This window comes from Natranaerofaba carboxydovora (genome assembly GCF_022539405.1).
Lineage (GTDB): Bacteria > Bacillota > Natranaerobiia > Natranaerobiales > Natranaerofabaceae > Natranaerofaba > Natranaerofaba carboxydovora.
Genome location: NZ_CP054394.1, coordinates 217,859 through 232,631, shown reverse-complemented (window position 1 = coordinate 232,631; position 14,773 = coordinate 217,859). Strand labels below are relative to the sequence as shown.

The window sequence follows — 14,773 nt, the reverse complement described above, 5'->3', positions numbered from 1 at the left end:
AACCAAATTATTGGCAATTATGTGTCCTGACTTCTAGTTTACAAACCCAATGAAGCTAATGGTATAGCTACCAAGGCAAGAACAATAAATGGTATTAAAATCTGTGTGATCGCTACTTCATAGTATGCTTCTTTATGTGTTAATTTTGTTAAATACAATAATGTTATTAAAGCACCCTGGTGCGGCAAAGTATCCATTACTCCTGCAGAAATAGCTGAGATTCTGTGAACATACTCCATTGGAATTGGCAGAGCAGCATATGTGTCATACAAAGCTGCATAAGCAGCGGACAATCCTCCTGAAGCCGACCCTGCAATTCCTGCTGCAATAGCTGATGTGATTGCAACAAACCATAATGGATTCATATCTACTCCTTTTAGCCTGTCAATAACTATATCAAATCCATCAGTTATCCTAGCTACACCTGCAAAACCAACAACGGCTGCTGTATTCAATATTGCAATAGCGGAGTTTGTAGTTCCTTTATTAAGTGTGTCAATCCATTCTTTAGGTGTATCCAAGTATCTATACATTAAGACTATTCCAGCTATAGTTCCGATGGCTACTGCTATTTCTACTGGCAAACCAATTATATTAAACACCACTACTATTATGATTGGTGGTAAAAATGCAATAAAAGGTTTTGGTAAAATCCGCCCTAATAAAAAAACAGCCTTTCCATTTAAGAGTAAAACTCAAATGAAAAAGCTGCTTTTAAAATAATATAATATATTATTTTAAATTTTTAACTTAATTCTTCTTTAAAATCCATAACTGTTTTTCTTATGTCAAAATCACTTTGCCAACCCCAGTCTCTAACTGCTTCACTTTCATCTAAAGCGTCAGGCCAACTATTTACTATATCAACCATTTCTTTAACTGGTTCAAACTTTATATCTGCACCAGCTATCTCCTTTTTAATTACATCCACAATTTCTTTCGCTTTTGGCGAAAACCCATTTACATTATACATACGATACTTTAATTTGTTTTCATCAGCCTCACCCAATTGAATCAAGGCTTTAACAGCATCTTTTACGTACAGTATTGGAATACAAGATTCTGGTTTTACATAGACTTCATAAGGTTCTCCTAATACAGGTTTTTCAAACACCAATGAAGAATAAGCCGAGGCTCCCCCGGGGCCTCTTCCCGGCCCAATCACCGAAGGAAATCTTATTCCTCTAAAGTCCACTCCAAACTTACCTTTATAATACTCTCCTAACCTTTCAGAGGAAACTTTGCTTACCCCGTACAAGGTCTTTGGATACTGAGGAGCAGTATTTGCAACAGGATCACTTATATGATCTCCGAAAGAAGCTACAGTACTGGTAAATAAAACTTTATCAACATTGAATAGCCTTGCCGCTTCTAAGATATACCATGTACCAAGTGTATTAATTTCGTACGCTTTTAGAGGAAGTTCTTCCGCACTACCAGAGAGCAAAGCTCCACAATGATAAATAATATCTGCTTCGCTTCGTTTTATCGCGTCAAGTACCTCTGGCCAACAAGAAAGATCACCTTTAACAAATTCAACCTTGTCCTTTACCTGATCAATAAGGCCTTCGTTAAACGCAACATCAAATAATACCACTTCATCTCCCCGGCCCACTAATTCTCTTGCAAGATACGAACCCAAAAATCCTGTACCACCTGTTATAAGTGCTTTCATACTTCGCCCCCTTTAAATCTTTTATTCTTTACCTATTACTATTTATATAATTCTAATTCGTATTGAAGTTTATTCGATTTATTAATCTTTTCATAAAGGGTACTTCTAGCAATACCTAGCAGTTTGGCTGCTTTTGTTAAGTTCCCTTTTTCTTTTTTCAATGCAAAACTTACCGCTAGTTCTTCAGCTTTTTTTAGTAATCCTTCATCTTCTTCTGTTTTTGTACCCTGTGGCTTCTTTTGTGTAGATATCAGGGCAGTATTTAAATTCTCTTTCAAGTCTGTATTCAGGTAGTTCTCTTTAATATTTTCAGGCAAGTAATCAAAGGTTAATCTATCATTATCACCTTGAAGAACAATCGCCCTTTCTATCACATTCTTTAGTTCTCTAATATTACCCTGCCATGAATAACTAGTTAGAGCATCATAAAACTTATCATCTACTTCAACTTCTTTTTCTGTTAACATACTTATAAAATGATTCACTAGTAATGGGATATCGTCTAAGCGCTCTCTTAACGGAGGAATTTGAAGGGTAAATACATTTATACGGTAGTAAAGGTCTTCTCGGAAATTGCCTTTTTCTGCTTCTTCTAAGAGATCATTCTTAGTGCTAGATATTAATCGTATATCGATTGGGATCTCCTCATTTCCCCCTATACGAGTTATTTTATTTGTAGATAGAACCCTTAATAATTTGATCTGTACATTCAAAGGCATGCTTTCTATCTCATCCAAAAATAAAGTTCCATTAGATGCTACTTCAACCTTTCCGTGCTTTCCCCTGTTTGATGCACCTGTAAAAGCACCTGGTTCATAACCAAACAATTCACTTTCTATAAGCTCAGATGGAATAGCCCCGCAATTAATACCTATAAAAGGCCCATCTTTTCTTGAACTAGCATTGTGTATAGAATGGGCAAATAACTCTTTGCCTGTACCACTTTCACCATAAATAACAATTGGAGAATCTGAGTCTGCAACAGTTTTCGCCATTTCAATAGCGTTTTTTAGTTGACCATTTTCACCTTGAATGTCATCAAAATTATAAATAGAAGAGTTACTCTTTATGGTATCATGAATTTTCATTATTCTACTTGTGGGATCTAGAAGTAATATATTTGATTTACTATCCTTTGATCCTATCTCTTTTTTGGAGACTAAAAATGATTTTTTTCTGTTATTTACTTTTAAGAACATCTCTTTATTATTAAATGAATCACTCCCTAGATTTAACGCCTTTATCTTGGCCATAATTTCTTTTTTGACCAAATCTTCATTTTTGTTTTTTAAACTTAATAATTTTAATAGTTCTTGATTAAAACCCTGGATATTACCATGAGAATCATAATAAACAATTCCCGAAGGAAGCCTTTCCATAATTTCAGAAAGGGTTTCATTCTTAATATTTAATCTATCTAGCATTGAGTTAATATAAAGGTTGTTATCAAGGACTTTTGCTATACTAATGACAAAACCTAATGTTTGGATAGTAGTATTTAATATATTATTTGTGGATATGTTTATTACCCCGGCAACTTCGCCTTTCTCATTATGAATTGGCGCAGCTGAACAATTAATATTATGAAAGTAATAATTATAGTGTTCTGCACCCAAAACCTGCACAGGCCTTCTTTCTCTAATCGCTAGAGAAAGTGCATTAGTCCCCATTAATTTCTCTGATGCATCAAGGGCAAAAAAATTACCTTTTTTTATATTATCTTTTATTATCTCAGGAGATGCGATTATTTTCTGGGTTTTTGCCTTCTGATCACTTATTCTACAAATAAGCCCCATTTCACCAGCCATCTCACGAATAACATCAATAATCTGACCGTACTCTTGTAGCAAATCCGAACAGTCTGTAAGTTCATCGACCATTTTATCATCTTTCAATATATTTCCTTCAACATTTTTATAAGGATCTATTCCATAATCTCTACTTCTCTTCCAGGATCTATAAATCATAGGTAGCACTATCTCTTGGTTTACCTCTTCACCATTAACAAACTTTTCCCATTCTTGTTTTATCCTTTCTTGCCTTGTTGAATAATCAATAGTGTTAGACATTATATTTATCCTCTCCCCCTTTCCTTTTTAGAAGGATTTGATTTCAGAAAAATATTATATGAAAAATAGCCCTAAAAATTATTCCCACAACACCACCTATAATAGCTGGTTTTATCTGCTTCGCTAATCTTAAACCAGAGGTTGCAAACAAAGATATCGCCACAGGATCGATTGAGTGAATACCAATTCCAGCAATTCGATTTAGTTCTTGAACAGAAAGATTTCCTTCAGCCATTACATCCATTGTTATCCCCATCATTGCCGTTCCTCCTGCTAAGAACTTAGTAACAATTGGCAGTACAGCAGACCCCGGTATATTAATCTGGGTAAATACGGGGGTAAGTATTGTTTCTAATAGTGATATTACACTTGTTTCTTTTAGAACATCAACCACAAATAAGGCCAAAATCAAAACTGGAGCAGCTTTGACTCCAGTCCAAAACCCTTCTTCCGCTCCATTATATAGGCTAAGAAATACATTGAATTTTTCTTCTTTTTTATCACTATTTTCGCCATTTACTTGATTAGAACCTTTCTGCGACTCAGCCAAATTATGGCTGTCGTTCGTATCAATATTATAAAACCTATATGAAATTTTATAAGCGACTAAGCCTGCAACTAGACCTCCCACAACAGATGTTGCAAAAACCACTGTCAAACTAAGTCCACTCGCCGCTAAAGGAAAAGCAGCATTTGCTTGAGATATAGTAAGCACTGTTGCCATGGTAGCTGCTATATTTGGGCCACTTATCTGAGGGCTCTTGTCCATAAGTTTCAAGGTTGCTATAGGTGCAGCAAAACTTATTAACATACACTGAAGCATTGCAAACACACCTAACCCTGGAAGCCCAAAAACCCCCAGTAACGGGGCCATAAACAAAGCAACTTTGTTTAAAAAACCTATATCCTCTAGTAGCTTCATCACTGCCATCATTACTACCATAATAGGTACGATTGTATATAAGGTCAAATCAATACCAGAACTTCCTGATTCTAATATAAGATTAATAAGCTCCTGCAAATTATAACACCCTCTTATATTTTAAACTTAGTACTTCTTAATAATTTCCTCTAACATATCTTCTTCTGAATACAATTTGGATTTTTCTTCTAATTCATTTTTTAACTCTATTAGCTCGTTAAGATTAGCTAAAAAAATATCTAACATTTCACCATCAAAATGCATATTTCTTTCTTCTTTCATAATATCAATGCATTTATTAACGGAATAACTATCCTTGTACACCCGTTTAGATGATAAGGCATCAAATACATCCACTATCGCTGCCATTCTAGCCGTTAGGGGGATCTCTTCTTTTTTCTTACCAGTAGGATAACCCTGCCCGTCCCATCTCTCATGATGATATAGGGCTATATCTTTAGCTGTTTTAAGCATATTTGTGTATGGATCTTTTAAGATCGATGCTCCTATATTTGTATGATTTTTCATTATTTCATATTCTTTGCCCGTTAGCCTTCCTGGCTTTAATAAAATATTGTCTGGAATACCTATTTTCCCTATATCATGGACTAGAGAAGCCACACCAATAGAATTACTGTCTGAAGATGATATATCTATATCTAGTTTATCATAAAACCAGGTCATATACTTACTTATTTTCACAAGGTGCAAAGCTGTCTCAATATCCCTGTATTCAGCCGCGTAGCATAATCGCTTGATTAATTCTATAGATTGGCCCTGCTCTCTGATTGTATCTTTCAACTCAATTTCATCCAAAGTATTATTAATAAATTTTTCAAGTATGTTACCGAATCTTTTTTCCCTATCACTTAATGGTTCATACTTATCAGTTTCAGGATAATAATATATATCTTTCTTTTTTAGTTCATTTGAAAAGTGTTTCACCGCCTTTGCAGTTACTGCTGGATAAAAGCTCAAAAAACCTAGAAAAGTCCTTTCAGGTTTGTCCATAACACTAACTTCATAAGAAGAAAAAGTAATAGGATACTCTGGATGATTAACAATAATATCCCATTCTTTTATCAGTTCATCTGAATCATCTATTTCAACAAATGTGGTATTTTTGAATTTATCTAATTTCGTTCTATCTATATCTTTGGCAAAAATAAAAATATTTTTGCCAAACTTATCAAGTTCAAGATATTTATCATATTCTTCTTCAAAAAACTCAAATTTTTGAAAAGTAACAAACATCTCTGCATCAATACTTAAGCTTAAAATTAAATCCTCAATAGCATGACTTACAGCAAGCATTGATGACTTTCTAAAGGCTTTATAATTTATAAAAGAAAACTCTTCTGCTAACTGTGAATATAATCCATCCATAACAGAGCTCTCCCCCAACTTATAACTAGTTCCTATAATTGCAGTTTAATTATATATTATAAACTTACCTACCACAACTACTCATAAACTATCTCCACATTATCAAGATGGTTTTCTAATTCAAAAATCAGTTCGTTCAACAAGTCTTCATCACCATTTTTAGCAGCTTCTTCTATTTTGTAACCCAGCTCAGTTACATAATCAAAACCATATCCTCCTCCTACACCTTTTATGGTATGTCCTAATTTTCTAATGTCTTCATAATCTTTTGTTGAAATAGAACTTTTTAATTTCTTAATATCCTCATATCGATTTTCCATAAAATCTGGTATTAGTTCCTTTAAATCTTCATCTACATAAACAGTATTTTTACTCATTTGTTAATCCCCTCCATTCTAAGTTACGCTCTCAAGGTAAAATATTTGGATTCTACTTTATTTCGGCCTTTTTCTTTTGCTTCATAAAGAGCTTCATCTGCAGTCTCAACAAACTTATTTATTAATTCTTCCTCCCTAGCATCTTTTTCATCAAGGATATCTTTAAGCTTGTCACCAAATTTTATAGTTGTAACGCCCAAACTAACAGTCACATAATCTGAAATTTTGGAGTCTACATGTGGAATTTGTAATTCTACCACACCCTTTCTAAGCCTTTCAGCCACTATCAAAGCATCTTCAAGGTTAGTTTCGGGTAAGATCACGATAAATTCTTCCCCTCCATACCTGGCAACAAAGTCCCCTGGACGAAACATCAGATCTTTTAGTTTGGAGGATATCATTTGGAGACATTCATCACCTTTTAGATGTCCGTAAGTATCATTATAGTTCTTGAAATAGTCAATATCTAGCATAATAACGGATAAAAAACTCCGATTTCGCTTTGCTCTTTTCCACTCATTTTTCAAAGTTTCATCTAATAGCCTTCGGTTGGGAAGCTTTGTCAGTTCATCTATTGTTGCAATTTTTTCTAGTTTTTTATTAGTTTCTTCTAAACGGTGAAGAGCATCTTCTAGCTCTATTTCGCGTTTAATACGAGTTTGTCTTTCCCTATATAACTTTATTGCAGAGCTTGCCCTGGCGATTAACTCGACCCTTCGGATAGGCTTTGTAATATAATCCATGGCACCAGCATTAAATGCTCTTTCCAAGGTTTCAGGGTCAGTTAAAGCTGTAACCATAATTATAGGAATATTTGAAATCTCAGGGTAATTATTAATCCGTTCACATACTTCTATTCCATCAGTTCCTGGCATCATAATATCCAATAATATCAGTTCTATCTTAGAAGATTCAACTTGCGAGTTCCCTTCATATTCGTCTATACCTAATATTTCAAAAGCTTTTTCCGGTGAAGATGCAAAGTACAAATCGGTAAAACCAGCTTTATTTAAAAACTTTTCTATTAAAAACCTTATATCTTGTTCATCGTCAATCACTAGTATCGCCATTGTTATCCATCCTCTCCTGACCTGCAAAAGTCATTCTTTTCATTTCTCCCCATCCTTTTCTTTTGCGCAGAAAATCATAAATCCCTCGCACTCTCCAAAAAGTATGCCTTTGTCGATAACCGAAGTTTTCATAGATACCAAATAAAAAAAGTATGATTTTGTCCCTTAAACGTGTATACTTTCTAAAAGTCATCTCTTCAAAAACTACAGATAGTGTAGATAATAATACTCCCATTAGTATTGCTGTGACAAAAAATAACAAAATAATTTCTCTTCCAGGAAATCCTAAAAAGTAAGCGATAAATATTGTAGCAGCAAAAACTATATAACCTAAAAGTTCAAAAACTGGCCCCAAAAACTCAATGAATAAGAAAAAAGGAAAAGCTATTATCCCCAAAAGTCCATATTTGGGGTTGAAAAAAAGCTCTCTATTCTTAGATAGACTTTCACCAAGACCCCTCTGCCATCTACGTCTTTGTCTACTTAAACTACCAATGTCTTCAGGAACCTGGGTCCAGCATACCGGATCCGGCAAAAAAACCACTCGATACTCCCTTTTAGACTTCTTTAGAAAACGATTTAATCTAAGCACTAGCTCCATATCTTCTCCTACAGTATCTCTGCTGTATCCACCTGCATCTATTAAGTGCTTCTTTCTAAAAACTCCAAAAGCACCAGATATTATTAACAAACTATTAATAGAAGCCCAACCAACTCTTCCAAATAAAAACGCCCTCAAATATTCCACTACCTGCATTCTGACTATAGAATTAGATGAAAGTCTTACCTTTTCTATGAAACCTCCTCTAATTGTACATTCATTGGCAACTCTTACAGTTCCCCCTGCAGCTATTACCCTCCAATCCTGTACAAAGGGCTCTACTATCCTAAGTAAAGCCTGTCCTTCTATTATAGAATCTGCATCAATATTGCAAACAAGGGGATATTGCGATGTGTTTATACCGGCATTAAGTGCATCTGCCTTTCCACCATTTGCTTTATCAACTACTACAAGGTTAGCATAATCTAATGAATCATATACATTATTAATTGATTCAGTAGCAAGAATTTTTTCAAAGGATCTGCTTGACTTTATAAGATTAAAACTATTTTTTAGCTCATTGATTGTATCATCTGTAGATCCATCATTCACCACGACTACTTCAAATTCCGGGTAGGCAAGAGATATAATAGATTTTACATTCTGTACTATTGTGCTCTGTTCATTAAAAGCAGGAACTATAATACTAAGAGGTTTATAAAATTCACTTTGAAAAGTTTTGTCAAAGTCAGTTATTTGGTTCAAATACCAGTGCCGCCTTATTGTAAAAAAAGCAGCTAAATTTAGAAAAATATATGTACTATTAACTATGAAAAAATAAAAAATAGCAATATAATCTACAGTATATAACAAGTTAGTAAAATCCATTAAAAAACTCCTATCAATATTAATCTCGACATCAAGCTTTACTAAGTATATACCTACTTATTTCTCCCTTTCTATCCTCAAAAGAGCTGTTTGATTCAAGATAAGATACTTCTCCTAAGTTGTATAATGCCTGGGCTGCATAAAACCTTACCCACCAGTTTTCATCATCAAGAAGCTGTTTTATTTTTTCTTTGTATGTGTCTTCTTTTATTTTTCCTATATATTTTGTTGCCTGACTTCTTATAATCCAATTTTCATGATCAATAAATGGGTTTAGCGATATCTTAACAGGATAACCCATTGTTGACAGTGCTTTTAAAACATGAATAATAACTTCACTGTTATCACTTTTTTCCAATATCTTTTCAAGCTGTAATCCCGCTACTGTATATCTATAATAACCGAGGATATCAACTAAAAGAGATAAACTCTGATCTATTGAAACCCCAAAACTTTCCTCTAAGTCTCTTTTACCATCAAACCATTCTTGAATGATATTTTTGATTGGTGGACAAATATCTTCACCGAACCTTACCGCTATCTCAGTAATTCCTTCAAAGGTTGTATAAGTATCTGTTAGCATTCTCCTAAAAACCGGCAATATTAAGTTTGTCTCCCCAATATCTGCAATGGCCTTTGCTGCAAAAGTCATCTCGATAGTATCTTTAGAGTTGAGCATATTTTTCAGAAAAGGACTTACTCTTTTCTCACCAATTTTTCCTAAGGCAGAGATTGCTGACACCCTCTTTTTCCTTCTTTTTGATTTCCTAGCTATATTCAAAAAATAGTCTGTCATACCAATTTCTTTTACTAATTCTACTATCTTTTCCCTATCATCTCCCTTTAAGTTTGTAAGGTAAGGAGTTAATAAACGCCATAAATTATAATAATCACCTTTCATTTTTAATGCTGCTTTATCTATAGATATATCATCAGCAAGATAACTATATAGTGTATCTTCCCATTCATCTTTATTTTGTTGATAAACTTTTTCTCTTCTCCATAGCAGATAATGATTAAGCAAAATAAATAACAAGAGACCAATTATTGCAATTGTCATAATAACAATTAAAATTAACAATGAATTAAACATAGACATTAGCTTTCTCCTAGCAATTTTTTCAACCTAAGGGTTAGTTCTTCTGGCCTAAAAGGTTTTGTAAGATAATCATCTGCACCTTTATTTAAACCATCTAACACATCTTTCTTTTGACTTTTTGCAGACAAAACCAGGACAGGGATCTCTTTATTTTCTTCTCGAATTTTTTTAAGTACCTGCATTCCATCAAGAATAGGAAGCATTAAGTCAAGGATAATTGCATCATAACTAATAGTTTCATCCAAAAACTTTTGAAGTGCCTTCTCACCATCAGCAGCAACATCAACCTTGAAGTTCTCCTTTTCCAACTTAAAAGATATAAGCCGAGACATTGAAGGCTCATCTTCGACCAATAAAATATTTTTAATATCTTGCATGTGAAATTCTCCTTAATTAAATGAGATTCATTCCTCCAAAAACTCTTTAGCTTATCTTTATATATTCTTCTATAACTGACAAAAGTTTTTTCTTTTTAATAGGTTTAGCTAAATGTGCATCACAGCCTGCTGCCATAGCATCTTTAATATCGCTTTCTAAAGCATAAGCAGTAAGAGCTATAATAGGCGTTTTCGTCAAACTGTTTATGTTTTCAAATTCCCTAATCTCACTTGTAGCTGTATATCCATCCTTCACAGGCATTTGGACATCCATTAAAACCAAATCATAATTATTATTTTTAAATTTGTCTACAGCCTCCTCACCATTTTCTGCAGTATCTATTTCGTACTCTGTATATTTTAAAAAAGTCTTTACAAGCATCTGGTTGTCCTTAGAATCTTCAACTAAAAGAATTCTACCTGCCTCAGCCGACTCTTCAAGTGTTTTAGCTTCAAAAGTATTTTCATTTATCTCACTTGAAGTTTCTTTAGTACTTTCCTCAATTTTGTTTTCCTCATTAGTTTCTTCTAGTTTTTTCTGGCGTGTAGTGCTAGATAATACATTCTTTATAGTACTAAGCAATTTCTTTTTTCTGATTGGTTTTAACAAAAATTCATTAAAATATTTCTTTTCAGATTTGATGCCAATTTTTATTAGTTCTGAAGATAGTAATATAATTTTAGGCTCTTGTAATTTTAAATTATCTCTGATAAACTCTACTAATTGATAACCATCCATTTCTGGCATCATATAATCCAGTAAAATAAGATCATACATTGAATCTATTTCTAGTTTACTTCTTAGCTCCTTTATAGCTTGTCTTCCTCCTTCAACACAGGTAATTTTAGCCCCGTAGGATGTCAATGTTTCTTTCAGAATAAGAAGGTTGGTAGGATTATCGTCAACAGCCAATATATTAACATCTTTCAGATTGATAATTTTATCTTCAATAATGTCTTCTTTAGGAGGGGAGTCCTGAAGTTCAAACCATGCAGTAAAATAAAAAATGCTTCCCTCGCCGGGCTCACTTTCTACCCAAATTTGACCATTCATTAAGTCAACGAGTTTTTGAGATATAGTAAGACCAAGGCCTGTCCCACCATATTTCCTGGTACTAGAAGAATCCGCCTGGGTAAAACTGGCGAAAATCCTTTCTTGTTTATCTTTAGCTATACCTATACCTGTATCTTTAACAGCAAAAATAAGTTCTGCTTTTCTTTTGTCATTAATTGCTTCTTTTTCTTTAACACCAACCTCTAATACAATCTCACCCTCTTCAGTAAATTTAATAGCATTCCCTAATAAATTTATAATAATCTGCCTTAGCCTTGAAACATCACCTATGAGATAATTAGGTACATCCTGCTTTATCCTAATTGGCATCTCTAGTCCTTTTTGCTGCGCCCTAAAGGCCATCAACTCAGCTATTCTATCAATCATATTAGCAAGGTTAAAATTCTCATTTTCTAATTCTATTTGACCAGCTTCAATTTTAGACAAATCTAAGATATCATTAATTAAAGTTAGTAAACTCTCACCGGCATTTTTAAAAATTTCTATATATTCTTTTTGTTCTACATCTAATTCTGTTTCTGTTAACAACTCAGCCATACCAATTATAGAGTTCATCGGGGTTCTGATCTCATGACTCATATTAGCCAAGAATTCTGATTTGGCTTTTGATGCTTCCATGGCTTCGTTTCTTGCCTGCTCAAGTTCTAAGTTTTTAAGTTCCATTTCATTAGCGTAAGCATATATTTTTTCCTCGGCTCTTTTTTTCTCGGTTATATCCCTTGCTATCCCTAGAATGCAGTCCATCCCTCTGTATTTTATCGGCACTTTTTGAGTTTGAAACCATCTTATATTTCCTTCTGAATCAGTCAATCTTTCTTCAAAATCCAGCTTTTCTTTACCGTTCAAAACTTCTAAATCATCATTAATGAAGTCTTCACTTTCTTCATCTGTAGGGCTTAGCTCACAATCTGATTTGCCAACTATTTCTTCAGCTTTCATTCCAAATACTTTTTCTAAAGCTTTATTTGCCATTCTATATCTGCTATTTCTATCTTTTATAAAAATAGCGTCAGGAGCAGTATTGAGTACTTTTTCAAAAGATTCTTTTTGTTCTTCTAGCTCTTTTTGCGCCCTTTTATTTTCTGTTATATCCATAAATTGAGCAAATATATAACTCGAACCTTTTAATTCTATACTTTTTGCTATGACATACACATCTAATATTTCACCATTTTTTGTTTTATGTTTAGTTTCAAATTCTTCTTTAGAACCCTGGAGGATTTTTTCAATTCTTGCTTTAGTCGCTTCAATGTCTTCTATAATTTCATAGTCATTTATTTGCACTTTTTTAAATTCTTCCCTAGTATAACCAAGCATTTCACAAGCTTCATCGTTAAACTCTTCAGCTGTCATTGTATTGGGGTTTATAATCACAATACCATGAGGAGCATCTTGAAACAATGTCCGATAACGTTTCTCTGCTTCTGCTAGCTTTTCTTCTGACAAAACTTGTTCTGTAGTATCATAGTTAATCCCTATCATTTTTTCTGGATATCCTTTAAAATCATGAACTGTTTCAGCAAAAGCCCGAAGGTATCTAATTGTCCCATCTGGCCAAATTACCCGAAATTGTGTGTCAAAGTTTTTCTCGCCATTTTTAGCCTTTAGCAATAATTCTTTATTTTCTTCCCGGTCTTCCGGATGTATACTTTCTGCCCACATTTCCATCTTTTCCTCCGTTTTTTCAGGAGTAGTTCCATATAGTTCATACATCTTGTTATCCCAGATAAGTTTATCATCTATAATATTCCATTCCCATACTCCAATATTAGCAGCACTAACTGCAGTATCAAAGCGTTCATTAATTGTTTTTAGTTCTTCTTCAATTTTTTTCTTTTCTGTAATATCAGTACTAGAACCAACTATCGCTGTAATTTTACCATCTTTGATAACAGGGGTGAGCTGTGTTTGCCAATATTTTTCCCCGGTCGGTAAATCAAGTAATTCTTCATAAGTAATGGATTCTTTTTTATCAAGACAACTTTTGTATTTTGCTTCAACAGCAGCACCAAATTCTGGCCCCAGTACTTCTACAGGGGTTTTACCTTGTACGTCTTCAGTTTTTAGCCCCGTAATCTGTTCATGAGTTCGGTTCAGCCTTCTAAACTTAAACTCATTAGTGTTAGTCACATCTATTAGAAAAAGTGCATCTTGGGTATTATTAAAAATAATTTCATATTCTTCCATATAATTTGAATCTTTCAAAATAATCCTCCCCTTGAAATTCTTCCTCTTTTACTATAATTTTGAATAACATAACTTCAAATGAATTATATCAAAAGTTATGTTATAAAACTACAAAATAAAAAGCTCCTCAATATAAAAAACCGCGGCTATTATAATTCCGCGGTGTTAATTTTCTTATTGGTGGAGACGAGGGGACTTGAACCCCTGACCTCCTGAATGCCATTCAGGCGCTCTCCCTGCTGAGCTACGCCCCCACATCTAACATCGATTTTTACTCCCTATAATTCTTTAACAAGTTACAATATAACATAAAAAAAACTTGTAAGCAAGTATGTTAATTTAAGTATGTTAATTTAAAATAAATCAAAATGAATAATCCCCCGATTAAATTGTATTTATTTAACCGGGGGGATTATTTTAAGCTGACAAATTAATAGGTTTATTTATAGAATTATTATCTATATACCCCTCTATTAATGGCGTCACGTATAGCGGATCCAACCTTATCGGATCTAATTGTAGCAGCAGAAAATGTATCAATTTGCTCACCTTCTACTTCCTTGGGCTCGATAAACTCATATAAATCCGTATCATAACCTGGATTTCCTTCCATCTCCTGTGTACGCTCTCTAATTTCTTCAAGGCCTTCTGCTCCCTCTAAATAATAAAGAGCTTGATAATGCTGTTCTGCAATTAGATCCATTCCCTCTTGTCCTGCATATTGCATCCATTGATTGTCTTCCGGTACCTCCGAGCCGTCTGGCATGTGAGAACCTTCTGGGTCCCATACTATTCCACGATATGTCATATCTCTTACAGATGTATCAACTACCACTTCATCTTCAACTGTAATTTGTACAATTACAAAGTCACGGTCACCACCCGCATGAGTATAGGCACCTCTGTAGTCACCATCTGCTAGTTCCCCGTTGCTCCAGTAAAAAGCTGCTTCTCCTACATCTTCCTCTGGCGTTGCTACAGGCTCATCCTCTACAGCACATCCAACAAAAGCTAAAGTCCCAAAGGCAAATACAAAGATTAGCAATAAAAGTCCTGCTTTTTTCATAAACTTATACCCCCTAATAAATTTTAGTTAAATTTAAACTC

At 33.9% G+C, this 14,773-nt stretch carries 12 protein-coding genes and 1 tRNA gene; all 13 read right to left on the bottom strand.

Annotated features, from left to right (window positions below; all coding sequences use genetic code 11):
- Window positions 1-38 precede the first annotated feature (38 nt).
- The 13 genes from ACONDI_RS01030 to ACONDI_RS00970 all read right to left on the bottom strand — a co-directional run bounded on the left by ACONDI_RS01030 (window position 39) and on the right by ACONDI_RS00970 (window position 14,732).
- Entirely contained in the window at window positions 39-584 is a 546-nt protein-coding gene (locus ACONDI_RS01030; protein ID WP_241079646.1) for a hypothetical protein, read from the bottom strand.
- 161 nt (window positions 585-745) lie between these two features.
- A complete protein-coding gene (locus tag ACONDI_RS01025) occupies window positions 746-1,675 on the bottom strand; it encodes an NAD-dependent epimerase/dehydratase family protein (RefSeq protein WP_241079645.1) in 930 nt (309 codons plus the stop codon).
- A 38-nt stretch (window positions 1,676-1,713) separates the two neighbouring features.
- On the bottom strand, window positions 1,714-3,744 hold the full coding sequence (locus ACONDI_RS01020) for a sigma-54-dependent Fis family transcriptional regulator (RefSeq protein WP_241079644.1): 2,031 nt from the start codon (window positions 3,742-3,744) through the stop codon (window positions 1,714-1,716).
- A gap of 43 nt (window positions 3,745-3,787) precedes the next feature.
- Window positions 3,788-4,765, bottom strand: coding sequence for a nucleoside recognition domain-containing protein (locus tag ACONDI_RS01015; protein ID WP_241079643.1), 978 nt, complete (start codon window positions 4,763-4,765; stop codon window positions 3,788-3,790).
- A 27-nt stretch (window positions 4,766-4,792) separates the two neighbouring features.
- Window positions 4,793-6,052 carry an HD domain-containing phosphohydrolase gene (locus ACONDI_RS01010; RefSeq protein ID WP_241079642.1) on the bottom strand — a complete coding sequence of 420 codons (1,260 nt, stop codon included), beginning with the start codon at window positions 6,050-6,052 and terminating at the stop codon, window positions 4,793-4,795.
- Window positions 6,053-6,129: 77 nt separating this feature from the next.
- On the bottom strand, window positions 6,130-6,429 hold the full coding sequence (locus ACONDI_RS01005; RefSeq protein WP_241079641.1) for an Hpt domain-containing protein: 300 nt from the start codon (window positions 6,427-6,429) through the stop codon (window positions 6,130-6,132).
- A gap of 23 nt (window positions 6,430-6,452) precedes the next feature.
- Window positions 6,453-7,499: a diguanylate cyclase domain-containing protein gene (locus ACONDI_RS01000; RefSeq protein ID WP_241079640.1), complete on the bottom strand. Its 1,047-nt coding sequence runs from the start codon at window positions 7,497-7,499 to the stop codon at window positions 6,453-6,455.
- On the bottom strand, window positions 7,480-8,928 hold the full coding sequence (locus ACONDI_RS00995) for a glycosyltransferase family 2 protein (protein ID WP_241079639.1): 1,449 nt from the start codon (window positions 8,926-8,928) through the stop codon (window positions 7,480-7,482). Before ACONDI_RS00995 ends, ACONDI_RS01000 begins: the two co-directional genes overlap by 20 nt.
- A gap of 31 nt (window positions 8,929-8,959) precedes the next feature.
- Window positions 8,960-10,027, bottom strand: coding sequence for a HEAT repeat domain-containing protein (locus ACONDI_RS00990; protein WP_241079638.1), 1,068 nt, complete (start codon window positions 10,025-10,027; stop codon window positions 8,960-8,962).
- A complete protein-coding gene (locus tag ACONDI_RS00985; RefSeq protein WP_241079637.1) occupies window positions 10,027-10,404 on the bottom strand; it encodes a response regulator transcription factor in 378 nt (125 codons plus the stop codon). The genes ACONDI_RS00990 and ACONDI_RS00985 overlap by 1 nt, the downstream gene beginning before the upstream one ends.
- A gap of 46 nt (window positions 10,405-10,450) precedes the next feature.
- Window positions 10,451-13,684: a PAS domain-containing hybrid sensor histidine kinase/response regulator gene (locus ACONDI_RS00980; RefSeq protein WP_241079636.1), complete on the bottom strand. Its 3,234-nt coding sequence runs from the start codon at window positions 13,682-13,684 to the stop codon at window positions 10,451-10,453.
- Window positions 13,685-13,844: 160 nt separating this feature from the next.
- Window positions 13,845-13,920: transfer RNA gene (locus ACONDI_RS00975), tRNA-Ala, on the bottom strand.
- A gap of 200 nt (window positions 13,921-14,120) precedes the next feature.
- Window positions 14,121-14,732 (bottom strand): hypothetical protein, encoded by a 612-nt coding sequence (locus tag ACONDI_RS00970; RefSeq protein ID WP_241079635.1) that lies wholly within the window; start codon window positions 14,730-14,732, stop codon window positions 14,121-14,123.
- Between the last annotated feature and the right edge of the window lie 41 nt (window positions 14,733-14,773).